Annotated in this window: 23 protein-coding genes and 2 pseudogenes; 10 read left to right on the forward strand and 15 right to left on the reverse strand. The window is 54.6% G+C overall.

The window, feature by feature from the left end; genetic code table 11:
* The first annotated feature begins 89 nt into the window (after positions 1-89).
* The 3 genes and pseudogenes from ACOTX7_RS21315 to ACOTX7_RS21325 form a co-directional block, all read left to right on the forward strand.
* Positions 90-1,598 (forward strand): hypothetical protein, encoded by a 1,509-nt coding sequence (locus ACOTX7_RS21315; RefSeq protein WP_421626155.1) that lies wholly within the window; start codon positions 90-92, stop codon positions 1,596-1,598.
* Positions 1,599-1,802: 204 nt separating this feature from the next.
* Positions 1,803-2,132 carry a hypothetical protein gene (locus ACOTX7_RS21320; RefSeq protein WP_000140246.1) on the forward strand — a complete coding sequence of 110 codons (330 nt, stop codon included), beginning with the start codon at positions 1,803-1,805 and terminating at the stop codon, positions 2,130-2,132.
* A 114-nt stretch (positions 2,133-2,246) separates the two neighbouring features.
* Positions 2,247-3,256, forward strand: a pseudogene (locus tag ACOTX7_RS21325) (DUF3362 domain-containing protein); the annotation flags it as partial.
* 90 nt (positions 3,257-3,346) lie between these two features.
* Here the strand turns inward: ACOTX7_RS21325 and dkgA are convergent.
* Positions 3,347-4,174 (reverse strand): 2,5-didehydrogluconate reductase DkgA, encoded by an 828-nt coding sequence (gene dkgA / locus ACOTX7_RS21330; protein WP_003862493.1) that lies wholly within the window; start codon positions 4,172-4,174, stop codon positions 3,347-3,349.
* A gap of 105 nt (positions 4,175-4,279) precedes the next feature.
* The gene (gene yqhD, locus ACOTX7_RS21335; protein WP_205924514.1) at positions 4,280-5,443 is read right to left on the reverse strand and encodes an alcohol dehydrogenase; all 1,164 of its coding nucleotides are present in this window, start codon (positions 5,441-5,443) and stop codon (positions 4,280-4,282) included.
* Between the two features lie 195 nt (positions 5,444-5,638).
* Between yqhD and ACOTX7_RS21340 the strand changes: the two genes are divergently transcribed.
* The gene (locus tag ACOTX7_RS21340) at positions 5,639-6,538 is read left to right on the forward strand and encodes an AraC family transcriptional regulator (RefSeq protein ID WP_221256463.1); all 900 of its coding nucleotides are present in this window, start codon (positions 5,639-5,641) and stop codon (positions 6,536-6,538) included.
* 46 nt (positions 6,539-6,584) lie between these two features.
* Here the strand turns inward: ACOTX7_RS21340 and yghB are convergent, their stop codons facing one another.
* Together yghB and metC are read right to left on the reverse strand one after the other, a co-directional pair.
* Positions 6,585-7,244: a DedA family general envelope maintenance protein YghB gene (yghB, locus tag ACOTX7_RS21345; RefSeq protein WP_006811961.1), complete on the reverse strand. Its 660-nt coding sequence runs from the start codon at positions 7,242-7,244 to the stop codon at positions 6,585-6,587.
* Positions 7,245-7,386: 142 nt separating this feature from the next.
* Positions 7,387-8,574, reverse strand: a complete 1,188-nt coding sequence (gene metC / locus ACOTX7_RS21350) for a cystathionine beta-lyase (protein ID WP_032674049.1) — start codon at positions 8,572-8,574, stop codon at positions 7,387-7,389.
* Positions 8,575-8,825: 251 nt separating this feature from the next.
* Here metC and exbB point away from each other — a divergent pair, with 251 nt between their 5' ends.
* Positions 8,826-9,557: a tol-pal system-associated acyl-CoA thioesterase gene (exbB, locus tag ACOTX7_RS21355; RefSeq protein ID WP_003862482.1), complete on the forward strand. Its 732-nt coding sequence runs from the start codon at positions 8,826-8,828 to the stop codon at positions 9,555-9,557.
* A 4-nt stretch (positions 9,558-9,561) separates the two neighbouring features.
* Entirely contained in the window at positions 9,562-9,987 is a 426-nt protein-coding gene (exbD, locus tag ACOTX7_RS21360) for a TonB system transport protein ExbD (RefSeq protein WP_001251472.1), read from the forward strand.
* Between the two features lie 80 nt (positions 9,988-10,067).
* On the opposite strand, the gene ACOTX7_RS21365 is transcribed toward exbD, so the two are convergent.
* Both ACOTX7_RS21365 and ACOTX7_RS21370 read right to left on the reverse strand, forming a co-directional pair.
* On the reverse strand, positions 10,068-10,493 hold the full coding sequence (locus ACOTX7_RS21365) for a hypothetical protein (protein ID WP_000997193.1): 426 nt from the start codon (positions 10,491-10,493) through the stop codon (positions 10,068-10,070).
* A 1-nt stretch (position 10,494) separates the two neighbouring features.
* A complete protein-coding gene (locus ACOTX7_RS21370) occupies positions 10,495-10,899 on the reverse strand; it encodes a hypothetical protein (RefSeq protein WP_047746973.1) in 405 nt (134 codons plus the stop codon).
* Positions 10,900-11,001: 102 nt separating this feature from the next.
* On the opposite strand from ACOTX7_RS21370, the gene ACOTX7_RS21375 reads away from it, so the two are divergent.
* The gene (locus ACOTX7_RS21375) at positions 11,002-11,505 is read left to right on the forward strand and encodes an ESA_00282 family adhesion-associated protein (RefSeq protein ID WP_001084353.1); all 504 of its coding nucleotides are present in this window, start codon (positions 11,002-11,004) and stop codon (positions 11,503-11,505) included.
* 43 nt (positions 11,506-11,548) lie between these two features.
* On the forward strand, positions 11,549-12,037 hold the full coding sequence (locus ACOTX7_RS21380; RefSeq protein WP_006811956.1) for a TIGR00645 family protein: 489 nt from the start codon (positions 11,549-11,551) through the stop codon (positions 12,035-12,037).
* A gap of 109 nt (positions 12,038-12,146) precedes the next feature.
* Here the strand turns inward: ACOTX7_RS21380 and ACOTX7_RS21385 are convergent, their stop codons facing one another.
* Entirely contained in the window at positions 12,147-13,187 is a 1,041-nt protein-coding gene (locus ACOTX7_RS21385) for an aldo/keto reductase (RefSeq protein WP_032674048.1), read from the reverse strand.
* A 151-nt stretch (positions 13,188-13,338) separates the two neighbouring features.
* Between ACOTX7_RS21385 and ACOTX7_RS21390 the strand changes: the two genes are divergently transcribed.
* On the forward strand, positions 13,339-14,886 hold the full coding sequence (locus tag ACOTX7_RS21390; protein WP_205924515.1) for a methyl-accepting chemotaxis protein: 1,548 nt from the start codon (positions 13,339-13,341) through the stop codon (positions 14,884-14,886).
* 2 nt (positions 14,887-14,888) lie between these two features.
* Here ACOTX7_RS21390 and fucR read toward each other — a convergent pair whose 3' ends face one another.
* From fucR to yghU, 3 genes are all read right to left on the reverse strand, one after another.
* On the reverse strand, positions 14,889-15,638 hold the full coding sequence (gene fucR, locus ACOTX7_RS21395) for an L-fucose operon activator (protein WP_221813466.1): 750 nt from the start codon (positions 15,636-15,638) through the stop codon (positions 14,889-14,891).
* Positions 15,639-15,753: 115 nt separating this feature from the next.
* Positions 15,754-16,086, reverse strand: a complete 333-nt coding sequence (locus tag ACOTX7_RS21400; RefSeq protein WP_047355146.1) for a hypothetical protein — start codon at positions 16,084-16,086, stop codon at positions 15,754-15,756.
* A gap of 129 nt (positions 16,087-16,215) precedes the next feature.
* Complete coding sequence (yghU, locus tag ACOTX7_RS21405; protein ID WP_221256460.1) at positions 16,216-17,082, reverse strand: glutathione-dependent disulfide-bond oxidoreductase; 867 nt, start codon at positions 17,080-17,082, stop codon at positions 16,216-16,218.
* A gap of 183 nt (positions 17,083-17,265) precedes the next feature.
* On the opposite strand from yghU, the gene gss reads away from it, so the two are divergent.
* A complete protein-coding gene (gene gss, locus ACOTX7_RS21410; RefSeq protein ID WP_221256459.1) occupies positions 17,266-19,128 on the forward strand; it encodes a bifunctional glutathionylspermidine amidase/synthase in 1,863 nt (620 codons plus the stop codon).
* A gap of 51 nt (positions 19,129-19,179) precedes the next feature.
* On the opposite strand, the gene pgaD is transcribed toward gss, so the two are convergent.
* From pgaD to pgaA, 5 genes and pseudogenes are all read right to left on the reverse strand, one after another.
* Positions 19,180-19,614 (reverse strand): poly-beta-1,6-N-acetyl-D-glucosamine biosynthesis protein PgaD, encoded by a 435-nt coding sequence (pgaD, locus tag ACOTX7_RS21415; RefSeq protein ID WP_205921463.1) that lies wholly within the window; start codon positions 19,612-19,614, stop codon positions 19,180-19,182.
* A complete protein-coding gene (locus ACOTX7_RS21420; RefSeq protein ID WP_235016471.1) occupies positions 19,611-19,826 on the reverse strand; it encodes a hypothetical protein in 216 nt (71 codons plus the stop codon). Before ACOTX7_RS21420 ends, pgaD begins: the two co-directional genes overlap by 4 nt.
* Complete coding sequence (gene pgaC, locus ACOTX7_RS21425) at positions 19,826-20,941, reverse strand: poly-beta-1,6-N-acetyl-D-glucosamine synthase (RefSeq protein WP_260630847.1); 1,116 nt, start codon at positions 20,939-20,941, stop codon at positions 19,826-19,828. The genes ACOTX7_RS21420 and pgaC overlap by 1 nt, the downstream gene beginning before the upstream one ends.
* Complete coding sequence (gene pgaB / locus ACOTX7_RS21430) at positions 20,934-22,871, reverse strand: poly-beta-1,6-N-acetyl-D-glucosamine N-deacetylase PgaB (RefSeq protein ID WP_221256457.1); 1,938 nt, start codon at positions 22,869-22,871, stop codon at positions 20,934-20,936. The genes pgaC and pgaB overlap by 8 nt, the downstream gene beginning before the upstream one ends.
* 8 nt (positions 22,872-22,879) lie before the next feature.
* Positions 22,880-25,079: pseudogene (gene pgaA, locus ACOTX7_RS21435) on the reverse strand (poly-beta-1,6 N-acetyl-D-glucosamine export porin PgaA).
* Between the last annotated feature and the right edge of the window lie 55 nt (positions 25,080-25,134).

Here is a 25,134-nt window from a genome sequence, read left to right on the forward strand (position 1 = left end):
GAAGATGCGTGATCTGATCCTTCAACTCAGCAAAAGTTCGATTTATTCAACAAAGTCGTAAACTTGATGAAATTCAGGATTCAGAAAAATTGGAGGCTGAATCCACGCAGACGTTGCTGCAGGAAGCTGATTCATACTCTGTTCTGGCCGGTGAATCACTACTGAATAAAATGGAGAATTTTGTAGATGGCGTATTTTATGTGGAATACCTTGTCAATAATGAAGAGACCTTGTCAAACCTGAAAATTGGCACACTAGATATCGGAAATCACGGTCGGGAGGAGATGTTACGCTATGGAGCTGAGCAACCTCAGATAGACCTTTTTAATCCGGGAATTATCCGGCATATCAATATTGCATCGAAGGCGGTACAGAACGTAATTGGAAAGAATGATGGTACAGGTGGGGCTCAGGTTAGCTCTGCAATAATGACGCTTAAAAATCGTCAGGTTGTTGAGGACGTTATCCATTTCAGAAAAATTGTTCTGAGCCCGGACTGGAATAATAATGTTTTAAATCAATATTATCTTAATAATACGGCGACGAGGAATCTCTTCCCTGCGGAATTTGCTGCACAGGCTGTTGCTCACATGGTGCTCCATGGTAACTATGCCGGTATCGAGTCGTACAGTGAACATATTGGTGAGGAACGGTTTGACCTGGCTTTGGCTGCATATCTTCGTTATCTACGTACTGCCGAGAGTATCTTTATAGCACTTAAGGATAAAAATGTTCTGCCGTACATCAAAAATGCTGTTGGCAGGATTGTTGATTTAGGTCTTCTGGTGAATATACCTGTCCTGAGCTTTGTTAAAGGTCAGTATGACGTCATCAAAGAAGCTACAAATGCAACCTCTCTTTTAATATTTGTGCGAGAGCGTCAAAAAGCACTGTCAGAGAAAATAATTGAGTCTGATGTGAATGCTATGGGTCCAGTATTTCTCCATGACGTATATCAGTCAGGTGAGCAGTTTGATATTTTGAAGAAAAAGCTGAACGCCCTGGCATGTGGAGTATTTAGTTCTTCTGAAAGGCTTATTGAGTGTTTTACGGTTCTTCCTGTGAACATGCGCTTTATCCTTGAACAAATGCAACTTCAGGGGCAGCATATCCGGATGGAAGGTAGTGTGGGTATCTTTGCATCATGGTTCCGTGATGCAGAGCCAGACGTTGTCACAAATGCCGAGAACATTCATTTCCTGTGGTCTTGCCTCGACGATACCCAGAGAGAGACTGTACTTGATGAGTTGCACGATGTCTTACTTGAAAGACATATTCGTATTGACAGCCGTATTGCGATTATTACCCGTTTTCATAATGAGTTGTCGTTTATTGAACCTGAGAAGGCCGTTGAACGCAGGGCTATTGCGGCGCTGTTTAGCGCTTCTGTTGATAATGTATTATTGTCTCAATGGCTTGACCGTCAGACGTTTTCATTTTCATCATGGTCTCCGGAGGACGCCCGTACGGCAACGAGTTGTATAATGAATAACTCGGAGATTTTTCCTCTCATCTGCAGGAATTCACAGTATATTAAAAACAGAATGTTACCAGAGAAAGCGGACGTTACAGAAGATAGTGATACGTTTCCGGACTGAGTTCGTTCTTCAAATCCTATACCTGAAGACCACAGCGGTGGTCTTTGGGAGTTTTTTTATTGCCTGATATACATTAAGCATGTTATATCTTGCTAAGAAATAATCATTCAGGGATTAATCATAACTACTGAAGTTATGTTGTGTTCTTTTCTTTTAAAAATAAATTATTCAGATTTATTTTCTATTGATTTAATGAGGTAGGGAATGACAGAAAGTGCTTTGCTTTTGCGAGAGGCATTTAATGAATCGGTTAACTATATGACATGGTCTTTTTATTCACTGATAACTGCTTACGTTTCGATGGCTTTTTATGATAGAGTTGAGGTTAAGACCCGAATAAATAATTATCTGAATAAGTTACTTTTCGTGATTGCTATGTCCGTTTTTATCCCAAATATGTACTTTGTTTCAATGGTGTTCAGTCAGAAGTTAGGCACCGCAGCTGGCGTTGCGTCATTCATTATTGGGCTACTTTTCATGATGTTAAACTCGGCGCCTGTAATTACTGGTATCGTACAGCAGCGCAAAGATTGAGTTTTATGAGTATAGTCAGTTGGGTTTTCATCTGTTTTATCAGACTTAGAAAAATGAAATCTTTCAATTCATTGATTTTAAACGCAAAAAAATTTCTAAATGATCAGAATTATAGGGTGCTCGCTCTGCTCGATCACCGAACATGAAGGCCGTATTATTCAGAGCCGTTCCGAAGAGTCGATTGTTAACGAGATCGAAGCGATTCGCGACACGGTGCCGGGCTTTACCGGCGTGATCTCCGATCTGGGTGGCCCAACGGCCAACATGTACATGCTGCGCTGTAAATCGCCGCGCGCCGAGCAGACCTGCCGTCGCCTCTCCTGCGTTTACCCGAGCATTTGTGAGCATATGGACACCAACCACGAGCCGACGATCAACCTTTACCGTCGCGCCCGTGATCTGAAAGGCATCAAGAAGATCCTGATCGCCTCCGGCGTGCGTTACGACATTGCGGTGGAAGATCCGCGCTACATCAAAGAGCTGGCGACGCACCACGTGGGCGGTTATCTGAAGATCGCCCCGGAGCACACCGAGGAAGGGCCGCTGTCCAAAATGATGAAGCCGGGCATGGGCAGCTATGATCGCTTTAAGCAGCTGTTTGACACCTATTCAAAACAGGCGGGGAAAGAGCAGTATCTAATCCCGTACTTCATCTCCGCGCACCCCGGCACCCGTGATGAAGACATGGTGAACCTGGCGCTGTGGCTGAAGCAGCGTCGATTCCGTCTGGATCAGGTGCAGAATTTCTACCCGTCGCCGCTCGCCAACTCGACGACCATGTATTACACCGGCAAAAACCCGCTGAGTAAGATTGGTTATAAGAGCGAAGACGTGGTGGTGCCGAAAGGGGATAAACAGCGCCGTCTGCACAAAGCGCTGCTGCGTTACCACGATCCGAAAAACTGGCCGCTGATCCGTCAGGCGCTGGAAGAGATGGGGAAAAGCACCTGATTGGCTCGCGTCGTGATTGCCTGGTGCCTGCGCCAACGCTGGAAGAGATGCGCGAAGCGCGCCGCCAGAACCGCAATACGCGCCCGGCGCTGACCAAACATACCCCGATTGTGCATCAGCGTTCGAATGGTGGTGCGGGAACGAAGAAGAACGTAAAACGTAAGACCGGTTAAACCTGTAAAAATGCCCGGTGGCGCTGCGCTTACCGGGCCTACAGGTCTAACCCTCTCCCCTCCGGGGAGAGGGCAGGGTGAGGGGGGAAACTACCCGCCAAACTGATCCGGGTCCGGCCCAAGCCGTTTACCCTGATCCAGCTTCGCAATTTCACCCAGCTCGTCTTTATCCAGGCGGAAATCCCAGACGTCGAAGTTCTCGGCGATGCGAGACGGCGTGACCGATTTCGGGATCACCACCAGACCGCTATCCAGGTGCCAGCGAATAACGATCTGCGCCGGAGTTTTACCGTACTTATCCGCCAGTTCACGGATGATTTTCTGATCAAACACCCCTTCGCCGCCCTGAGCCAGCGGACTCCAGGATTCGGTCTGGATCTTGTGCGTGGCGTTCCATGAATGAAGCTGGCGCTGCTGCATCAGCGGGTGCAGCTCAATCTGGTTAATCACCGGCGCGACGCCCGTTTCATCAATCAGGCGTTGCAGGTGATGTACCTGGAAATTACAGACGCCGATGCTTTTTATCAGCCCCTCTTTTTGCAGTTCTATCATCCCTTTCCAGGCATCAACGTAATGGTCGATAGCCGGTACCGGCCAGTGCATGAGATAAAGATCGACGAAATCGAGCTGGAGTTTCTCCAGGCTCTCCTGCAACGCTTCGCGGGGGCGCTTTTGATCGTCGTTCCACAGCTTGGTGGTGATGAATAACTCATCCCGGGGAACGCCAGCGCTGGCAAGCGCTTTCCCCACGCCGTCCTCGTTTTTATAGGCGGCGGCGGTATCGATGGACCGATAGCCGACTTCCAGGGCTTTATGAATGGCGGAGACGACCTCGTCGTTACCGGCTTTCCATACACCTAGCCCCAGCTGGGGCATCACGTTGCCGTCCTGTAGCTTGATTACGGTTTGGTTTGCCATTTTTCCTCCTTCAGATGCTCATCGCCGGAGGGAACCTCCGACGATGTGATGTGCATTAAGTCTGGACGAAATGTCAAAAAACGAAAGTCAGGATCCTAAAAACGCTTAGCGTGCCGCGTCGTAAATGCGACGGCTGACGTCCAGAGTGATGTCGCCGTGCTCGCCGATCTGCGTCATGCCGTGTGCTTCCAGTTTCGCCAGCAGGGCAGGGATGGAGCTACCGTCCAGGCCGTAGCCAGAGAGACGCGTTGGCACACCCAGGCTTTCAAAGAAGTGACGGGTGGCCTCAATCGCGGCATCAATACGCGCATCGTCGGAACCGTCGGTGATGTTCCACACGCGTTCGGCGTACTGGAGCAGTTTGGCGCGTTTAGTGTCACGTTTTTCGTTCCACAGCGCAGGCAGAACCACCGCCAGCGTCTGGGCGTGATCCAGGCCGTGCATCGCCGTCAGCTCGTGGCCGAGCATGTGGGTAGCCCAGTCCTGCGGTACGCCAGCACCGATCAGGCCGTTCAGCGCCTGGGTGGCGGCCCACATCACGTTGGCACGCACGTCGTAGTTTTCTGGCTCTTTCAGCGCTTTCGGACCTTCTTCAATCAGCGTCAGCAGAATGCCTTCCGCGAAACGATCCTGAATTTTGGCGTTCACCGGGTAAGTCACGTACTGCTCAACGGTGTGAACAAAAGCGTCGACCACGCCGTTCGCCACCTGACGCGCAGGCAGGGTATAGGTGTAAACCGGATCGAGGATCGCGAATACAGGCTGAACGTGTTCGTTCATAAAGGCCTGCTTGTCACCGGTGGTTTTACGGGAGATGACCGCGCCTTTGTTGGACTCTGATCCGGTGGCTGGCAGCGTGAGTACGGAACCCATCGGGATCGCGCTATTGATGTCGCTGCCGCCCGTTTCCAGAATATGCCACGGGTCGATGCCGTCAGCGTAATGCGCCGCCGCCGCGATGAATTTGGTGCCGTCCAGCACGGAACCGCCGCCCACCGCCAGCAGGAAGGTGATCTGCTCGTCGCGGGCGATTTTCACCGCGTTCATCAGCGTTTCATAAGACGGGTTAGGCTCGATACCGCCGAACTCACGCACGTCCAGACCTTCCAGAGCACTGTAAACCTGATCCAGTACGCCGGTTTTTTTCACGCTGCCGCCACCGTAGGTAATCAGGACGCGGGCGCCCGTCGGGATTTGCGCGCGCAGATCGGCGATAGCGTTTTTACCAAACAGAATGCGGGTTGGGGTGTGAAGATTAAAGTTATTCATGGCTTGTTCCCTGTAGTGGGTAAAAAATCGTGGTGGCGCAGAAGGCAACCTGATGCTGCACATTGTGGCGGGCAGGCGCTATCCTCTCAATGCACATTCCTGCCGATGTCTTGCCCATTTCTACAGCGCGCTGGAGAAATGGTAAGAAAATGCGCACACTGTCAGCGTCGGAAACCATACCCGGAGTAACTGAAAATGAACCGTGATGCCATCTGCCGCCAGCTAACGTCGCAGATTAAGAGACTGATAGATAATGAAAATACTACGGCGGACCTGTTACCGGATATTCGATTGCTCTACGGTACCCAGCCCGGGACGCGTACGCCGGTGATGTATCAGCCTGGCATCGTTTTTCTCTTTTCCGGCCATAAGATTGGCTATATCAACGAGCGCGTGTTCCGTTACGACACCAATGAATATCTGCTTCTGACAGTACCTTTACCCTTCGAATGTGAAACCTTCGCGACAGAGGCGGTACCGCTGGCAGGGATCCGCGTCAACGTCGACATCCTCCAGTTGCAGGAGCTGCTGATGGAGATCGGGGAGGATGAACTTTTCCGGCCATCGATGGCGGCAAGCGGTATCAACTCCGCGACCTTATCGGAGGAAATTCTCTGCGCGATTGAACGCCTGTTAGACGTGATGGAAAGGCCGCTGGATGCCCGTATTCTCGGAAAGCAGATTATCCGCGAAATTCTTTACCACGTGCTGATGGGACCGGGCGGCGGGGCGCTGCTGGCGCTGGTAAGCCGGCAAACGCACTTCAGCCTGATTAGCCGCGTGCTGAAGCGCATTGAGAGCCAGTACACGGAAAACCTCAGCGTTGACCAGCTGGCGGCGGAAGCCAATATGAGCGTCTCGGCGTTTCACCATAACTTTAAATCCGTCACCAGCACGTCGCCGTTGCAGTACCTCAAAACCTACCGTCTGCATAAGGCGCGGATGCTGATGATCCACGACGGCATGAAGGCCAGCGCCGCGGCGATGCGGGTCGGGTATGAAAGCGCGTCGCAGTTTAGTCGGGAGTTTAAGCGTTACTTCGGCGTCACGCCGGGAGAAGATGCGTCGCGCATCCGAACCATGCAGGGAGCCTGACGAAAAACGTAGGCCGGGTAAGCGATAGCGCCACCCGGCAATTACCTCACGCGCTGCAATACTTCTTCTTAATCACTACCGCAATAGTCCCCACCAGTCCCGCCACCAGCAGGAAAATCGGCAGGATCATCAGGAAGGTCATCACCTGGTCTTCATGGTGCTTAACAAAGGGGATCATATTCAGCGCGTAGCCGAGCGTAGTGACCACCCCCACCCAGAGCAGGGCGCTTAGCCAGTTGAAGAACTGGAAGCGGCGATTAGACAGGCCTGAAATACCCGCCATGGTAGGCAACAGGGTGCGAACAAACGCCAGAAAACGCCCGGCAAGTAACGCCAGCAGGCCGTGGCGGTCAAACATGCAGGTCGCACGCTGGTGATATTTATGCGGCAGTTGTGCCAGCCAGCCCTTCACCACGCGGGTGTTTCCCAGCCAGCGCCCTTGCAGGTAGCTTAGCCAACAGCCGAGACTGGCCGCAGAGGTGAGGATCACCATTGTCGGCGCGAAGTCCATCACGCCCTTGCCGATTAACGCCCCTGCGAGCAGGAGCAGGCTGTCACCGGGTAAAAATGAGGCTGGCAGTAATCCATTTTCCAGAAACAGCGTCGCGAACATCACGAAATAGACAATCCCGACGACATGTGGGTCCGCCAGCGCGGCAAAATCATGTTGCCAGAGCGCCGTGATGATATTTTGAATAACAGCCATGGACTTTCCTGTGGAACAGCAGATATAACGCTATTGTACTCCCAATTTCGCCTGTCGGGGTTGATCGCAGGCGCATCTCATACAGACTTTTCTGCTTGCGGTGTTCAGAATAACGTCCGGGGAGTACATTTCAGCCAGCACTTTACACGATGCGCTCAAATCCTGCCGATAAATCCGCAATTAAATCGTCCACATTTTCCAGCCCGATATGCAGGCGGATTAAGGTTCCCTCGAAGTCCACCTCGCCGCCCGGGCGCAGGGCCGCAATCTGCTCCGGCTGGTTGGGCAGGATCAGCGATTCAAACCCGCCCCAGGAGTAGGCCATGCTGAAGAGGGTAAAGTTATCCAGATAGCGTGCCAGCTCGGCGTCATTCAGGCGCTTTTTAAGAACAAATGAGAACAACCCGCTGCTACCCGTAAAGTCACGTTGCCAGTATTCGTGGCCCTTGCTGCCCGGCAGCGCCGGATGGTTAACGCGCTCCACCTGCGGATGCAGCGCCAGCCACTGTGCAATTTGCAGGCTGCTTTCATGATGCTGACGCAGGCGCACGCCGAGTGTACGGATACCGCGGCTGGTCATGTAGGCGGTATCGGCATCCACCATCTGACCCATCAGGTAGGCATTTTCACGCAATTGATCCCAGCATCGGGCGTTAGATACCGCCGTACCGATCATGCCGTCGGAGTGGCCAATCAGATATTTGGTCGCCGCCTGAATGGAGATATCAATGTCAAATTCCAGCGCTTTAAACAGCACGCCCGCCGCCCAGGTATTGTCGATCATGATGATCGCTTCCGGCGCGATACTGCGCACCGCCTTCACAATGGCGGGCACGTCATGCACTTCCATGGTGATGGAGCCGGGAGATTCCAGGAACACAACGCGCGTGTTGGGCTGAACAAGTCCGGCAATGCCTGCCCCAATCAGCGGATCGAACCAGCTGGTGGTAACGCCGAGCTTGCTGAGGATTTTGGTGCAGAAGTCCTGGCTTGGCTCGTAGGCGGTATTGGTCATCAGGACGTGGTCGCCCTGTTCCACAAACGCCAGAATGGTATTAGCGACCGCCGCCGCACCGCACGGGAACAGCGCGCAGCCTGCGCCGCCCTCCAGTTCGCACATGGCTTCCTGCAACGAAAAATGGGTTAACGTGCCACGACGACCATAAAACAACCCGCCCTTGGCGCGATTCCGCGTGGCGATTTTTTTATCCTCAACGGTATCGAATACCAGCGAGGAGGCGCGCTGGATCACGCTATTAACCGAGCCTTGTGTGTATTTCTTACTGCGTCCTGCCTGCACCAGCGTGGTCTCAAGCTGCTTTTTAGTCATGTTCGCTAACCCTATTTTTATACGTCTGGACGTCCAGACTACCACGATTGTCAGAATGTGCATCCGGATGCTTATCGAATAAGCAGAAAATATTATCAAAAATTCGCATAAGAAATTTTTACTGCGTAAGCGCAAGGAAAGTGAGCGAAAATTACGGCACTATGTAAATACTAATGAGAACTACTATCAATTCGACGACGTTTTGATATTATTACGTTCAGATTTTGTGATTTGCGTCCTGGAGATACAGAGTGGGTAATAATTTGATGCAGACGGATCTCTCCGTTTGGGGCATGTATCAACATGCTGACATCGTAGTTAAGATTGTGATGATCGGCCTGATTCTGGCGTCCGTGATCACCTGGGCTATCTTCTTCAGCAAGAGCGCCGAACTTCTTTCACAAAAACGCCGCCTCAAGCGTGAGCAGAAGCAGCTGGCAGAAGCCCGCTCTCTGGATCAGGCTTCTGATATCACCTCATCCTTCCATGCGAAAAGCCTGACTACCCTGTTAGTGAACGAAGCGCAGAACGAGCTGGAACTCTCCGCAGGCAGTGAAGATAACGAAGGCATTAAAGAGCGTACCGGCTTCCGTCTGGAGCGTCGCGTTGCGGCCGTGGGGCGTCATATGGGCCGCGGTAACGGCTACCTGGCGACTATCGGCGCCATTTCCCCGTTTGTCGGCCTGTTCGGTACCGTCTGGGGCATCATGAACAGCTTTATCGGTATCGCCCAGACGCAGACCACTAACCTTGCGGTTGTCGCGCCGGGTATTGCAGAAGCGCTGCTTGCCACGGCTATCGGCCTGGTTGCCGCTATTCCTGCGGTAGTTATCTATAACATCTTCGCGCGCATGATTGGCAGTTACAAAGCCACACTGGGTGACGTTGCCGCGCAGGTTCTGCTGCTGCAAAGCCGCGATCTCGACCTGAACGCCAGCGCCGTTAAACCGGTACATGCGGCGTCCAAACTGCGCGTAGGTTGATTGTATGGCAATGCGTCTTAATGAAAATCTGGACGATAACGGTGAAATGCATGAGATCAACGTGACGCCGTTTATCGACGTCATGCTGGTTCTGCTGATTATCTTTATGGTTGCCGCGCCGCTGGCGACGGTGGACGTGAAGGTGAATCTGCCTGCGTCCTCCAGCCAGCCGCAGCCGCGTCCGGAAAAGCCTATTTACCTGTCGGTGAAGGCGGATAAATCCATGTTCCTCGGCAACGATCCGGTAACGGATGCCTCGGTTATTCCGGCGCTGGACCAGCTGACCGGCGGCAAGAAAGACACCACCGTCTTCTTCCGCGCGGATAAAACCGTCGATTATGAAACCATGATGAAGGTAATGGACACGCTGCATCAGGCGGGATACCTGAAGATTGGTCTGGTCGGCGAAGAGAAAGCGGCTGCGAAGTAAAACGAAGGCGTTTGCAGCCTTCCTTGCCGGGTGGCGGCATCGCCTTACCCGGCCTGCATTGCGCAACAATCATTGTTGGCTCACTCTGAAGGCGCCGTCGGCGCCTTTTCATCAAGCGCCACACAGGTCACGTTTGATGTACGGTAATTACCTTCCGAGAGCTTACGGGTCAGGCGCAGGGTGGCTGTCTCGCGTGCCAGCAGGTACTGATAGTTCGCCTCCAGCCGCCCGAGGATCTTCTCTTTTAGCTCAGGGCGCTGTTCAATAATGGCGTTCATCACCGCGCCGTAAATCTCTTCTTTGGCCTGCAAGGCATAAATTTCCCGTCGGTTCTGCCATTTCAGGCGTACCAGCGTGGCCGGAATCGAAATCAAATCCTGCGTAATGCGCGTCATCTCGTCATTTTTTATCTTTTTGAGAGCGTCGAGATTCTGCTTTAAGATAAATTCATCGCTTTTCTTATCATCTAAAGTCAAATAAACGTTATTACCGCTGTCATCATTCACGTTAATCTTCCCCCAGGTTATAAAAAATGGGATTGTTTTTTTCACGGGTAATTAAATTAAGCCAAATTTCATTGCCAGCTTCATTTATTTGCTGTGTTTTTTCGGCCATTATTTGACTTAGCGTCTGGGCGTCTATTTCCCCTTCGGCCTGTAAATCATTCAGCAGATGAACTAAGGCTTCAATCTTGATGGCACGAAATAAACGCTCTTTTAAATGGCGGTCATGCTCTTCCAGCACCATATTACGAGATTTGCCGGTGCGCGAAACACCAATTAATATATCGGCTTCATAGTCGGAGAGTTTTCTTTTTCCTTGAGTGAAATTGGCCTCTTTATCTGCTTCCGTCGAAGGCTGTTCCACAGGCGTAATGTGGTACTTTGCCGGGACAAGATTGTCGGGCAGCATTTTAATTTCCTTTAATTTCAAAAGGGTGGGGTTGGAAAAAGGGTGAGATTCGTTGACAATATCATGAGGCAATTTTAAAATCAAAAAAAATGGAGCCTACCCATGAACAGCATTTTCTTCACGGTCATAACGTTACTTTTACTGACCGCTGGCGTGCTTTTATTGATGCAAGAGTTCAATAAAACAAAAGTGTCGAAAGACGCCAGTGAACCGCCGCAGCCTGAATTGATGTCCAAAGAGGAGGGAGAAGATCATTTCTCGGTATTGATGAATGCCGTCACGCCGGTCTGGTACTGGCGGGTGAATCACGAATATATCGATTTTCTTCATGCGACAATTAAGCGGATGAAAATGGCCGAAATTAATGACACGCCCGGCCTGTTTGACGCGCAGCGCCGTTGTAGCGACCTTAATTCGGCCGTCTATAAATATTACGACAATATCAAAAAGCGCTGTCTGAATGGCGAGAAGGTATCGTACTCCGATTTAGACGTATTAAATCTGCGTCAGTGTTTTCGCGAGTTTAGCCTGGAAGCCTACCCGGAACTGGTCGCGCTGGTCTGGCCGGAGTATGCGCGCCCGGATGTGGATCCCAACGAGGTATAGTTGAGATATACTGAGCGCTGGTTTCGTTTGCAGACAGGATTTTATGGAACGCTTCTTTGAAAACGCAATGTATGCCTCTCGCTGGCTGCTCGCACCCGTCTATTTCGGTCTCTCCCTGGCGTTGGTCGCCCTGACGATCAAGTTCTTCCAGGAGATTTTCCACGTATTGCCAAACATTTTCTCCGTGGCAGAAGCCGATTTAATTCTGGTTCTGCTGTCGCTGGTGGATATGACGCTGGTGGGAGGATTACTGGTGATGGTGATGTTCTCCGGTTATGAGAACTTCGTCTCTCAGCTTGATATCGCCGAGCACAAAGAAAAGCTCAACTGGCTGGGGAAAATGGACGCCTCATCGCTGAAGAATAAAGTCGCGGCGTCGATTGTGGCGATTTCGTCTATTCACCTGTTACGCGTCTTTATGGATGCGAAGAACGTTCCGGATAATAAGCTGATGTGGTATGTGATTATCCACCTGACGTTTGTGCTGTCGGCGTTTGTGATGGGGTATCTGGATAAGATCAGTAAGAAATAATTTTACAGCGCCCCTCACCCTGCCCTCTCCCCGGAGAGGAGAGGGTGTTCAAGTTCCCTCTCCCCTCCGGGGAGAGGGTTAGGGTGAGGGGCGAAAGCATCGGACTGTACTATTTATCGGACGATGCCTGCCACAAATTCAGCTCCCCATCCGCCACGTGCTGGTCAATCCGCGTCAGTTCATCTTCGCTAAAGCGCAGGTTATTCAATGCCTGAACGTTCTCCTCCAGCTGCTCCGGGCGGCTCGCGCCAATCAGCACCGACGTCACTCGCTCATCTTTCAACAGCCAGCTTAGCGCCATCTGTGCCATCGTCTGCCCGCGCGCGTGCGCCATCTCATTCAACAGACGAAGGCTGCTCAGGTTGGCTTCCGTCAGCATTTTCTCCGTCAGGCCGCGTACTTTCTTCCCTTCGCGCTGCATACGTGAACCGTCCGGAATACCGTTCAGGTATTTTCCGGTCAGCAGGCCCTGCGCCAGCGGGGTAAAGGCGATACAGCCCGTTCCGTTTTTCTCCAGCGCGTCCAGCAGGCCGGTCTTGTCGACCCAGCGGTTAAGCAGGTTGTAAGACGGCTGGTGGATCAAGAGCGGGATCTTCCACTCGCGCAGCAATTCGGCCATCGCCGTCGTGCGTTCCGTGGAGTAGGACGAAATGCCAACATACAGCGCTTTTCCGCTCTGCACCGCGTGGGCCAGCGCGGCGGCGGTCTCTTCCATCGGCGTGTTTTCGTCTACGCGGTGAGAATAGAAAATATCCACATACTCCACGCCCATGCGTTTCAGGCTCTGGTCGAGGCTGGCGAGCAGGTATTTACGTGAACCGCCTGAACCATACGGCCCTGGCCACATGTCGTAGCCCGCTTTGGTGGAGATGATCAGCTCGTCGCGATAGCCAGAAAAATCTTCCCGCAGCAGGCGGCCAAAATTCTCTTCAGCGCTGCCCGGAGGGGGGCCGTAGTTATTGGCAAGGTCAAAATGGGTAATGCCGAGATCGAAGGCCTTACGCAGCAGCGCGCGCTGGGAATCGAGCGCCTGAACGTGACCGAAGCTGTGCCACAGGCCCAGCGACAGTGCCGGTAAGCGCAGGCCGCTTTTGCCGCAGTATCGGTACTGCATGTTTTCGTATCGGCCGGTGTAAGGGTGCCAGGACATGATGTCTCCTTTCTTGTCGGTGAAATTTCGAAACAACGTTTTCATTCTATGCCGACTCGATAACAAAAAAGTATATTTTCTACCGTATCTGCCGATAACGAGGGTAGTACTCGCCTCTGGGCGAATTCACCCTCACGGCAAGGAATACTCAATGAAGATGCTTCGTAATTTCACCATCCGTTTCGTCATGCTGACGATACTGGGGATCTTTTGTGTCATGTGGGCAGGGGTGGGGCTTTACAGCACCTGGTCTCTGTCTCGTGTTTCTGATGGTAATGAGGTTGACCGCCAGCTGGTCAGGCAAATGACGGTGCTGAGCCAGGGCAACGATCAGTATTTCCGTTTCGTCACCCGCCTGAGCCGGGCGATGGAAGTCAAAGCGGCGGGCGGAACGCCGGACCTGGCTTCCGCCCAGCAGGCGCTGGATAACATGAGTAAAAAGCTGGCAGAGATGAAAGCTATCTCCCCTGGCCCGATGGATGAAAAGGTATCTGCACAGGTGATTTCTACCTGGCAGGCGCTGCTCGATCAGGGCGTTACGCCGCAGATGGCGCAGGCGAAGCAGGCGACGATCGAAGGCTATCGTCAGCATGCCAACAACGTCACCCCGCCGCTAAGCCGTGCATTCGGGGCCGCGGCTGAGAACTTCAACAACACCGCGGCGAAGGCGCTCGACAGCACGCGCGTGGTGGTCGACAGCCTCACCAGCATGACCCGGACGGTGATTATCACCGCCACGATCGTGGGTCTGCTGATCCTGCTCTTCACCGACCGCTACCTGGTGGCGATACTGGTGAAACCGCTGGATCGTATCCGTCAGCAGTTCCGCCAGATTGCGCAGGGCGATCTCAGCCAGCCGATTGAATCTTTGGGCCGCAACTGCGTGGGGCAACTGGTGCCGCTGTTGAGCGCCATGCAGGACAGTCTGCGGGAGGCGGTCAGCACGATTCGTTCCGGCAGCGAGAATATCTGGCGCGGGGCAACGGAGATCTCCAGCGGGAATAACGATCTCTCCTCGCGTACCGAAGAGCAGGCCGCCGCGCTGGAAGAGACCGCGGCCAGCATGGAGCAGCTTACCGCAACGGTGAAACTGAACGCTGAAAGCGCGCGCCAGGCCAGCCAGCTTGCGGATGTCGCCTCCAGCACGGCCAGCCGCGGCGGGTCGCTGGTGGAAGATGTGGTCACAACCATGAGTGGCATTTCGGACAGCTCGAAAAAAATCGCTGAAATCACTACCGTCATCAACAGCATCGCCTTCCAGACCAATATTCTGGCGCTGAACGCCGCGGTGGAAGCGGCCCGGGCCGGGGAGCAGGGGCGTGGCTTTGCGGTCGTGGCGGGCGAGGTGCGTAATCTGGCCAGCCGCAGCGCGAATGCGGCAAAAGAGATCGAAGGGCTGATTGCGGATTCCGTTGCCCGCGTGGAGCAGGGGGCGAAGCTGGTGAACGATACCGGCACCACGATGGAAGCGATCCTGCGCGACGTGACGGAGGTGACCGTCATTATGAAGCAGATCGCCACCGCGTCAGAAGAGCAGAGCAAAGGTATTTCTCAGGTCGGCGTTGCCATCACGCAGATGGATGGTGTGACTCAGCAGAACGCCTCGCTGGTGGAGCAGGTTTCCGCCGCCGCCGCCGCACTGGAACGGCAGACTGAAGAACTCCAGCGCTCAGTGCAGAAATTCCGTCTCACCGCGTAACCTTATTGTGTCAGGCCGTCTCTGGCGGCCTGACATTTATCGCTCTGAATAATCTGTGTCACCTGCGACAACTGACCAATTTTCACTTCGCTTGCCCGCTTAAATTTACTTTTGTCGATCAGCAACAACGACTGACTGGCACGGTTTAACAGCAGCGCCTTAAAGCCCGCGTTGTGCTCGGACGGATCCCAAAGGATGCCATGCTCATCAACCCCTTCACACGAGAAGATGAACAGATCGATCTCCAGCCCTTTTAGCTGCGTCACCAGCGCCGGATTAACATAGCAGCGATACTTACGATCAAGCGTCCCGCCGGAGCAGATAAGCGTGATCCGCTCGCGCTTCGCCATCTCGTGGCAGACAGGCAGGCTGTTGGTAAACACGGTGAGGTCGATGTCCGGCAACTGGCGCGCCAGATGAAAGCAGGTTGAGCTGGCGTCGAGGGCGATGGTCATCCCTTCGCTGATCCAGCCCAGCGCGTGTCGGGCAATATCGGCTTTGTCGGCATAATGACTTTTTAACCGTGCGACAAAAGGTTCACCGCTGTCGCGGCTATCCGGATGAATCAGACGCGCGCGTCCGTGCTGGCGCAGGATCTTCCCCTGCTGCTGCAACGCCTTCAGATCGCGGCGGATCGTCTCTTTGCTGACGGCGAGTTTTTCAGCCAGCACATCGGTGGCCAGCCAGTCGCTTTTACCCAGCTGATCAAGGATGGCCTGCTGTCGGGTCTGTTTTAGCGGCGAGTCTGACATACCATGATCCTTGCGCAAGCCGTTCGGAATAAGCAGGAGTATGAATTTTTCAGGCCACTCACCGCAATACCGCGCGAAAAAAAACCAGCGCGCTGGCTGGTTTTCATCGTATTTATCAGTGTGTCGCTTCACCAATCAGCGCACCGGAGCCGGCACCCACCGCTGCTCCTTTCAGCACGCTTTTACCCGTGAGGGCAGCCGCACCCGCGCCTACCGCAGCGCCCACGGCGCCGCCGGTACGTGCCGCTTTGCCTTTATCGCCGCTTTTGAACATTGCCCCGGTGCCTGCACCGACCACGGCACCGCCAACGGTGGATTTAACATCTTTGCCCGCAATCGCGCCTATTGCCGCGCCAGCGACAGCGCCTGTCGCGGTTTTATCCATCGCCATGCCGGAGGTGGAAACGAAAAGTGCACTGATAAGAAGGGTGGTTTTGAGGTATTTCACAACGGTTCCTTGTAGTCATAGATCAAACATCGCCCAAGTGTGCCAGCGAGTTTACCTTCCTTTTTGGCTAATCATGCTTGCCTGGTCTTCGTCGTGCAGAAGAAGGGCGGCGAACCGCCCGGATGTTTATCAGCCCTGACGCTTATCTTCGGTCTGGGTATCGAAGTCGCTCGCAGAATGGCGTTCATGCAGCTGCTCGTTCAGCTCGCCGTTGGTGCGGTTAACAATGCGTCCGCGTTTAACGGCCGGACGATTCGCCACATCTTTTGCCCAGCGCTGCACGTTGGTGTACTTCCCGGCATCCAGGAACTCGGCGGCGTTATAGACTCTGCCCAGCGCCACGCAGCCAAACCATGGCCAGACCGCCATATCCGCAATGGTATATTCCTCACCCGCTACGTAACGGCCGCGCGCCAGCTGTTTGTCCAGCACGTCGAACAGGCGTTTAGCTTCCATGGTGAAGCGATCGATAGCGTACTCAATTTTTACCGGCGCGTAGTTATAGAAGTGGCCAAAACCACCGCCGAGGAACGGGGCCGCGCCCTGTAACCAGAACAGCCAGTTCAGGGTTTCCGTCCGGCCCGCCGGATCTTTTGGCAGGAAGTGACCAAATTTCTCGGCCAGGTAAAGCAGAATATTGCCGGATTCAAAGACGCGCGTCGGCGGGGTGGTGGAGTGGTCACGCAGCGCCGGGATCTTCGAGTTCGGGTTCACGTCAACAAAACCGCTGGAGAACTGATCGCCCTCACCGATGCGGATTAACCATGCGTCGTATTCCGCGCCCGTCACGCCCAGCGCCAGCAGCTCTTCCAGCATGATGGTAACTTTCTGCCCATTCGGCGTACCCAGAGAGTACAACTGGAGCGGGTGCGCGCCCACAGGTAGCTCTTTCTCGTGCGTAGCGCCCGAGACGGGACGGTTGATATTGGCGAACGCGCCGCCGTTATTCTGTTTCCATTCCCACACTTTCGGTGGCTGATAGGTGTTATCTGACATGTTGGCCTGCCTTTTTGGTGTTGTGTTGAGGCAGTGTAGCAGGAGACAGGGGAACCGTTTAACGATGTGAGCGTAATGGGCAGGGCGGGTGTATGATAACGCCACCTCTGTCAGTTAATTACAACGTGCAGACGACGACAACCCCACAAAAAAATTGCCGCCTGCCTGTTTTAGGTTGGATACATGCGTAAAGGAACGTTAAGCAGTGACGCACCCTTCGGGACGTTATTAGGCTATGCGCCGGGTGGCGTGGCGATTTACTCTTCAAATTACGGCAGTCTCGATCCGCGTCACTACCCGGAAGACGCGGAATTCCGCAGCTATATTGGCAACGAATACATGGGCCATAAATGGCAGTGCGTTGAGTTTGCGCGCCGTTTCCTGTTTCTCAATCACGGGTTTGTCTTTACCGACGTCGGGATGGCGTGGGAGATCTTCTCCCTGCGTTTTTTACGCGAAGTGGTGAACGACAATATTCTGCCGCTACAGGCCTTTGCCAATGGATCAAAACGCGCGCCGCAGGCCGGTGCGCTGCTCATCTGGCAAAAGGGCGGTGAGTTTCATGAGACCGGCCACGTCGCCGTTATCACCCAGTTGCTGGATGACAGAGTGCGCATTGCCGAGCAGAACGTTATTCACTCCCCGCTGCCGATGGGGCAGCAGTGGACGCGCGAGCTGCGTCTGAGCGTGGAGAACGGCTGCTATACCCTTCATGACACTTTCAACGATACCGAGATCCTCGGCTGGATGATCCAGACGGAGGAGACGGAACACAGTATTCCTCAGCCGGAGATCGACGGTGAGCTGCTGAAAATCAGCGGCGCGCGGTTGAAGAACCACCGCCAATTCGACGGAAAATGGCTCAATGAAAACGATGCCCTGCAACAGGCGTACATTCGCGCCAACGGCCACGTTATCAACAACGATCCCTGCCAGTACTTCACCATTACCGAAAGTGCCGAGCAGGAGCTGATCAAAGCCACCAACGAACTGCACCTGATGTATCTCCACGCGACCGATAAAGTGCTGAAAGACGACAACTTGCTCGCGCTTTTCGACATCCCGAAAATCCTCTGGCCGCGTCTGCGTCTCTCCTGGCAGTGGCGTCGTCACCATATGATCACCGGTCGTATGGATTTCTGTATGGATGAACGCGGCATCAAGGTTTACGAGTACAACGCGGATTCCGCCTCCTGCCATACCGAGGGCGGGCTTATTCTTGAAGAGTGGGTGAAAAACGGCTATCGCGGCACCGGCCACAATCCGGCGGAAGGCTTGCTGGAGGAACTGACCGGCGCATGGAAGCACAGCCACGCGCGGCCGTTCGTGCATATCATGCAGGACAACGATATCGAAGAGGATTACCACGCGCTCTTTATTCAGCGCTCGCTGATGCAGGCCGGGTTTGACACTAAAATCCTGCATGGCCTCGGCGCGCTGAGCTGGGATGCCGCCGGGCAACTGATTGATGATGAAGGGCGTCACGTTAACTGCGTATGGAAAACCTGGGCGTGGGAAACGGCGATTGAGCAGATCCGCGAGGTGAGCGAAACCGAGTACGCCGCCGTGCCTATCCGCACCGGTCATCCGCAAGGCGAAGTGCGCCTGATTGACGTCCTGCTGCGCCCGGAAGTGCTGGTCTTCGAACCGCTGTGGACGGTGATCCCCGGTAATAAGGCGATCCTGCCGGTGCTGTGGCAGCTGTTCCCGAACCACCGTTACCTGCTGGATACCGATTTTGAGGTCAACGATCTGCTCAAACGCACCGGTTATGCCGTTAAACCGATCGCCGGACGCTGCGGGAGCAATATCGACCTGATCGGCGCCCAGGAAGAACTGCTGGACCAGTCCAGCGGCAAGTTTGTCGACCGCAAAAATATCTACCAGCAACTGTGGTGCCTGCCGAAGATTGACGGCAGATACATTCAGGTCTGCACTTTTACCGTGGGCGGAAACTATGGCGGAACCTGTCTGCGCGGGGATGACTCGCTGGTGGTGAAGAAAGAGAGCGATATTGAACCGCTGATTGTGGTGAAGGATAAGTAACTTATCCCTGATATAAAAAGCCCCCGCAGGGCATTCTGCGGGGGCTTTTCATTACTGTTCTTCCTCTTCGTGCTGCTCGCTGATCTTCAAATCAATGATCCGGCCAATCTGGTCATGGTAAACCGTCAGCAGGTTGTACTGGCTCATCTCGGACATGATTTGCGGCGTGACGTTAAAACTTTGGGCAAGCTCGTCATGGCGCAACATTTCCGGATGACGCCGCCTCACATGCGCGCGGCGGCGATTGTACTGATACCACAGGATCAGCAGCCAGCCGTTCAACGCGGCAATCAGCAGATAGACCAGCACCGTATTGAAGGATGCGATAATCACGCTCCAGCGGTGATCGCTCTCCTCGGTCAACTGCATCCACAGCCTGGCATACAGAAAAAACAGGAATCCTCCCCAGGCTATCAGCGTTAATACGGCATCGAAAAGACGCGGTGCCAGCCGATGCTCAGTCAAAATTAACGTATTCTCGTTCATTGAATGCTCCCTTTTCCCCGGTCCGGACTGATCCAGCGCGCGCGGGCGCGTTTACGTTTTAGCATCACTTTCGGAAATGCCACGAGGGTGGTAAACAGGCCAATCATCCAGTACACCATCGGGAACCAGATCACCCAGAACAGCGAGCCTGCCACTTTCCGCTCGTAGCGCCGCTCGATATACAAACTGACGAGGAATTGCAGCAGGCACATCACGCCCAGCAGCAGCCCGGTAAACGCTGGCGGAAACAGGTTCGCAACGGCCAGATTCGCGGGAAGAGAGATAATATGGCTGAGAATGAACAACACCACGGTCGTCCCGTAAGCAAACGCCCACAGCGTTGATAGCGCGTACTCAAGAAACAGGGGCCACATGCGATGATGCTCCCAGCGGGCCATCTTACGCAGGTTAACCAGAAACACCTCTGCACCCCCTGTGCCCAGCGCAGACGCTGTTTCCACAGCCCCTTTAGCGTCTCCGGCATCAGGATCCAGCACAGCGCCCGCGGCTCAAAAAAGATATCCCAGTGGCGTAGCTGAAGCTTCCAGCTAATGTCGATGTCCTCTGTGATCATGTCCGGACTCCAGTACCCGACATCCGCCAGCGCCTGACGGCGAAAGGCGGCGATGACGCCGGAGACGGTAAAGACCCGGCCATAGATCCGCTGCGTTCGCTTGATAAGCCCAATAATGGAAGAAAACTCGCCCACCTGAATGCGGCCAATCAGCGTTGAGCGCGTGCGAATACGCGGATTTCCGGTGACGGCCCCAACGTGGGGATACTGAATCAGCGGTGCCACCAGATACGCCGCGGTATCACGGTCGAGCAGGGCGTCGCCGTCAATGCAGACCAGCAGATCGCCCCGGGCCGCCGCCGCACCCGCCTTGAGCGCCACGGCTTTCCCCTGGTTCTCCGCGAGGTTAATCACCCGCAGGCGCGGCTGCTCCTGCGCCAGCTGGTGCAGTACCTCCGCCGTGTTATCCGAAGAACCGTCGTTGATGGCGATAACTTCTACATTCCAGTATCGCTGATCCAGCGCGGCGCTAATGGTCTCCCGTGCGTTTCGTTCCTCATTGAAGCAGGGAATCAGAATCGAGATTAACGGCTCACCGGCTAAGGTGGGGGCGGGGGTTGCGTCATCCCACGACCAGTGCCGTTCAAGCTGAAACCAGAAATAGAGGCCGCCGGTTATCCAGAGCACGGACATAAACAGCGGCCAGAAAAAGACAAAGTCCAGAATCAGTTCGCCGGTAAACAGCGCGGCTACGCCTAACGGCAACCCGAATACCAGACACAAAATTGAGAAGGCGAGAATGCGGTCAGTCATTTTCAGGATACCAGTACGAAGAAAATTCAGGCCTGATACGCGACATATCAGGTTGGTTATTGATGAAGTCGTCGGGGTAATAACCGTAATTTTTGATGCCGTTCAGCTGGAGCACCTGCATCCACTCCACCAGACGTTCATCGGCTACGGCACGCTGCGGTTTCTGCGCCCAGTCCCTGGCCTGAAGCTCAAAAATCGTTTTATTCAGCGCGCCGGGGCGTGCGGCGACGGCTTTGACTAAACGCGTCAGCCAGGCATTGCTCTCTTCTGCCGGGACGGACTCCATCAGCGGCATTGCCATCGGCACCGTCCAGTCGTAGGCCGACAGAAAATCATCCAGATTTTGTGCAAACCACGCCTCGCTTTCCGGCTGGAGAATGGGCAACGCGAACATATTCCGCGCGGTTTTGATCTGCGGACCACGGATGTTTTTCACAGCCTGGCTCAGGGTGTGGGTAAAGCCGATAAGCAGCTGGCTCTTCTGTCGGGTCGTGTCCTGTCCGGCATCGTCAACGTCCGTCAGCACCGCGTCGTCATGAAATAAGATCCCATTGAAGCTGGCATAGCGGGCCAGATCTTCATAGATTTCCGTCACCTGCTGGCGAACCTGCGGATCCCATGGAGAGAGCCTGATATAGGGCTCGGCGGCCACGGTCAACTCTCCTGTTTGACGATCCCGGCGCTGCACACGCGGCAGGGAAGGATCGAGATCGAACGAGAGGACCGGCATCCACGCGAAGACTTTCACTCCCGCGCGGGTTTGTAGCTGCCAGGCGACAAAATTAAAGAGATCGGCCCGGACCGGCAGCCAACGGTTGGGGAAATAGAGCGCGCCGATCCTGCCGTCGCCCCGTGGATCCGAAAACGCCTGGAGAAACACATGGCTGATTTTCATGTCGTAGACCCGTTGCACGAGTTTGTTGATGTTTTTCGTCTGCTGGGCCGGATCGGGATCGTAGACGTAATCAAGATCAACATGCATAACGCGCACCGGATCAAACTCCTGAACGCGGGTAACCGTGTTGGCAAAGGCTTTTATCGATGGATTCCCGGCAATCAGCAGGCGCGGGATATTGCCGAGGTCGCGCACGTTTCCCAGCCCGTCTTCCAGGGTAAAGGCCAGCTGATAGCCCTGTTTTTGGGCGATAGCGAGCGACGTTCCGTTGGCAGCCCCATAGGGCCACACCCAGGCACGCGGCGCTTTTCCCGTCACCCGGGTGATTTTATCGGTGACTTTCCGTACGTCTGCGGCGATCCGTTGGTTGAACTGTTCATCGGTTTCGTAATGCCCCGTCGCCTTATCGAAAAAACGGTTGGCAATGGCGGGTTCACGGCTTCCCTGCGGGTTAGCCGGTATGCCGTAATGCGAGGCCCAGGTATGCGAGCCAATCTCAACCAGCGGGGACTGGCTGAGTTCGCGCACCATATCCCAGGTGGCAAAGCGATTGCGGGGGGTCATCAGACCGCCGAAGTTAACGTTTTGATTTGCTGGCGTATCCACCCAACTGCCCACCGGCGCCCACAGCGCAGGAACGTTCCAGGCCTGAAGCAGGGGCCAGACGCGGGTGTAAAAGCTGCTGTAGCCATCATCAAAGCTGAGCAAAACGGCTTTCGGCGGCAGCGCTTTTTTCCCTTTATGCGCATCCAGAATGTCCTGCACGCTGATGGCGTGATAACCGTTGTGCAAAAGCCAGCTTATCTGCTCGTTTAACGCGCTGGTGCGAACGGAGAGGTAGCGCTGATCGGCGGCATCATCTTCGACGTCGTGGTAGGCCAGGACCAGAAACTGGTTTTCCGGCCAGGGTTTGCTGGCCTCCAGCTGCGGCCTCTCTTTGGGGGCCATAAACGAGAGCGGCTGCGCGCAGAGGCTCGCGCTGAGGCAGAGCCAGCCGATGACGATCAGGCTTACAGAAAAACGTGTGTTCAGCATATTCATCCTTAAAAGCGTAAAGTCGCATCTAACGTGACGGAGATATTGCTCTCCCGTTTGCCGTCGTAAGGGCGCTTATCCCAGTTCAGCATCACGCCAGTATCGACAACGTTGTTCCACTGGAGGCGTTGCCCGTAACCCATCAGGGTGATGACACCCGTGGACTGATTTTTCTGCCAGTAGCTGCCGCCGCCTGCCACGAACTGCTGGCTCCAGCGGGTATCGTAGTGGCGGTACATCTCATGATCGGCGGACAGGGCAGCCGTCACGGACAGATCCCGGGTCGGGTTGTAATAGAGCGTATCCCGCAGGCTGTTTTTACTGGCGGCGATCCCCGGTTCGAGATCCAGCGTCAGGGTCGGGGTCTGCCAGAGACGCTCTTTCCCCGTAAGGGTGTATTCCTGACGGCGGTTATGGTCTGAGAAGCGGCTGACGGCGGCGTTAAACTGATATTCACGTCGTTCGTTTTGATACCAGCGCACCCCACCTTCACCCCGGTTGGCGCTAATCCCATTGCGTAGTGCGCGTAAGGGCGTGGTGCGGGACAAGCGTTCGAGGCTGCCGCTGACCTGCCAGTTATCATTCAGGCTGTAAGTCGTTGAGAGTCGTGCTCCCGGCCTGTTTGTACCGTGATAGCGGTTGCTGGAGAGTTCGGCTTCTAGCGTGAGGTCACGGGGCCGCCACTCAACCCCGCCTGACAGGTGACGGCTGGTGCCTTTACCTTCGTCGAAACGCCCCTGCGCAAAGCGGGTGCCTGCAAATAATCGCCAGTTATCCGCGACGGGCGGGCCGTAGAGCGTGGCCTCCCAGGTGAAATCGTGTGAACCGCTGACTGGGTTATCGGAGTGCAATCCCTTGCCCGCGTTGAGGCGCAGTTCGGACATATGATGGACGTTTCTGATCCTGTCCAGGCGCTGGACGCTGCGATCGACCGGGGCGCGAGCGAGCACATCATCGGTAAGTAAATCCATCTCCCGCCACGCCTGTAAATCCATCGCGACGTAAGCCTGCTGCTGCTCAAGTTCTGTACTGGAGGGTTCCAGCGCCTCCGCCATTTTCAGTTTTTTTTCAGCCGCGCGCGGCAGTCCCCTGGCCTGAAGCAGGGTGGCATAGTCGATCTGTAATCCCTGATTGCCCGGCGCCGTTGACGCCAGACGATACGACAGCTCTTCGGCTTCCGGCAGGGCGTTGGTCGCCAGCAAATAGTTAAGTTTGAGGGTCTGCCCGGTGAGCCACCGATCGTTCGGCTGAGGGGTTGGAGATCCGAAATCGTAGCGGATCCAGGGAACGCTGCGGGTCTCGCGCTCAACATACTTGCGGGCAGACTGATACTGCCCCGTATCCAGCCAGGCATAGAAAAGCGCATGCTCCTCGTCCTGCGGATCGGCGGCGTATTGCGGATAACGTTGCACAAGCGAGAAGGCGGCGGCGGTGTTTTTCTCCTGCAAACAGGCGGAGATCACCCAGCCGATGGCCCAGTCCGGCACCGGATGCTGTGCGGCCGTCAGCGCCTGATATTCACTAATGACCTGTCGGTAATCACCATGCGCATACAGCGCACCAAGCCTGTCGATACGGGCAAGGATGACGTCTTCAGCCGCCTGCGGTTCGTTTTGCCAGCGGGAAAGCAGGGCGTGATAGCGATCTAATGCGTTTTGTGCCAGCCGCAGGCGTGCTTACCCGGTTATCCGTTAACGCCTCGATCGTCTCGCGAAGAAGGTCATTATTCCCTGGTGCGGCGTTCAGTGCGCGCATGTCCGCCAGCAGCCGATCCGCGTTTTTTCCCTGGCGCATCCAGACATAGGAGAGCGCCTCAAGGTGCGCGGGAGAAGGATCGGCTTTAACCAGTTGCCGGGCTTCCGAAAGCGCGAGGCGATCTCTGCGGGCATCGGCCAGGGTTTTAACATAGCCGATGCGGTAATCGTCGTTATCCGGCGCAAGGCTTTGCGCCTCTTTCCACAGCGATAAGGCGGATGACCAGGCTTTTTGGTTTCTTCTGGACTGCGCGACAGCAGCAATGGCGCGAGCGGGCAGTGGCATATAAATACCATAACGCTGCCAGACCCGAATAACCTCGTCATCGCGTCCTGCCCAGGAGGCTACCTGTAACCAGTCCGCAACCTGTTCGGGCGTTAAAGCATGCTGTTGCTCATAGCGCTGTAGATAATCAAGAAACAGCGCGTAATTACCGTTACGTGCCTGTTGAATGGCTTTGTTGAATAAATCAGATTTCGGGTAAGTCTCCCCCGTAGCGGGTTGTGTT

This window comes from Enterobacter cloacae complex sp. IR5418 (assembly GCF_049238105.1).
Lineage (GTDB): Bacteria > Pseudomonadota > Gammaproteobacteria > Enterobacterales > Enterobacteriaceae > Enterobacter > Enterobacter hormaechei.

Bases quoted from the DNA above. Each gene is read 5' to 3' on its own strand.
- ACOTX7_RS21320 (WP_000140246.1), top strand. From the start codon at position 1,803: ATGACAGAAAGTGCTTTGCTTTTGCGAGAGGCATTTAATGAATCGGTT.
- dkgA (WP_003862493.1), bottom strand. From the start codon at position 4,174: ATGGCAAACCAAACCGTAATCAAGCTACAGGACGGCAACGTGATGCCC.
- yqhD (WP_205924514.1), bottom strand. From the start codon at position 5,443: ATGAATAACTTTAATCTTCACACCCCAACCCGCATTCTGTTTGGTAAA.
- ACOTX7_RS21340 (WP_221256463.1), top strand. From the start codon at position 5,639: ATGAACCGTGATGCCATCTGCCGCCAGCTAACGTCGCAGATTAAGAGA.
- yghB (WP_006811961.1), bottom strand. From the start codon at position 7,244: ATGGCTGTTATTCAAAATATCATCACGGCGCTCTGGCAACATGATTTT.
- metC (WP_032674049.1), bottom strand. From the start codon at position 8,574: ATGACTAAAAAGCAGCTTGAGACCACGCTGGTGCAGGCAGGACGCAGT.
- exbD (WP_001251472.1), top strand. From the start codon at position 9,562: ATGGCAATGCGTCTTAATGAAAATCTGGACGATAACGGTGAAATGCAT.
- ACOTX7_RS21370 (WP_047746973.1), bottom strand. From the start codon at position 10,899: ATGCTGCCCGACAATCTTGTCCCGGCAAAGTACCACATTACGCCTGTG.
- ACOTX7_RS21375 (WP_001084353.1), top strand. From the start codon at position 11,002: ATGAACAGCATTTTCTTCACGGTCATAACGTTACTTTTACTGACCGCT.
- ACOTX7_RS21380 (WP_006811956.1), top strand. From the start codon at position 11,549: ATGGAACGCTTCTTTGAAAACGCAATGTATGCCTCTCGCTGGCTGCTC.
- ACOTX7_RS21385 (WP_032674048.1), bottom strand. From the start codon at position 13,187: ATGTCCTGGCACCCTTACACCGGCCGATACGAAAACATGCAGTACCGA.
- ACOTX7_RS21390 (WP_205924515.1), top strand. From the start codon at position 13,339: ATGAAGATGCTTCGTAATTTCACCATCCGTTTCGTCATGCTGACGATA.
- fucR (WP_221813466.1), bottom strand. From the start codon at position 15,638: ATGTCAGACTCGCCGCTAAAACAGACCCGACAGCAGGCCATCCTTGAT.
- yghU (WP_221256460.1), bottom strand. From the start codon at position 17,082: ATGTCAGATAACACCTATCAGCCACCGAAAGTGTGGGAATGGAAACAG.
- gss (WP_221256459.1), top strand. From the start codon at position 17,266: ATGCGTAAAGGAACGTTAAGCAGTGACGCACCCTTCGGGACGTTATTA.
- pgaD (WP_205921463.1), bottom strand. From the start codon at position 19,614: ATGAACGAGAATACGTTAATTTTGACTGAGCATCGGCTGGCACCGCGT.
- ACOTX7_RS21420 (WP_235016471.1), bottom strand. From the start codon at position 19,826: ATGTGCCTGCTGCAATTCCTCGTCAGTTTGTATATCGAGCGGCGCTAC.
- pgaC (WP_260630847.1), bottom strand. From the start codon at position 20,941: ATGACTGACCGCATTCTCGCCTTCTCAATTTTGTGTCTGGTATTCGGG.
- pgaB (WP_221256457.1), bottom strand. From the start codon at position 22,871: ATGCTGAACACACGTTTTTCTGTAAGCCTGATCGTCATCGGCTGGCTC.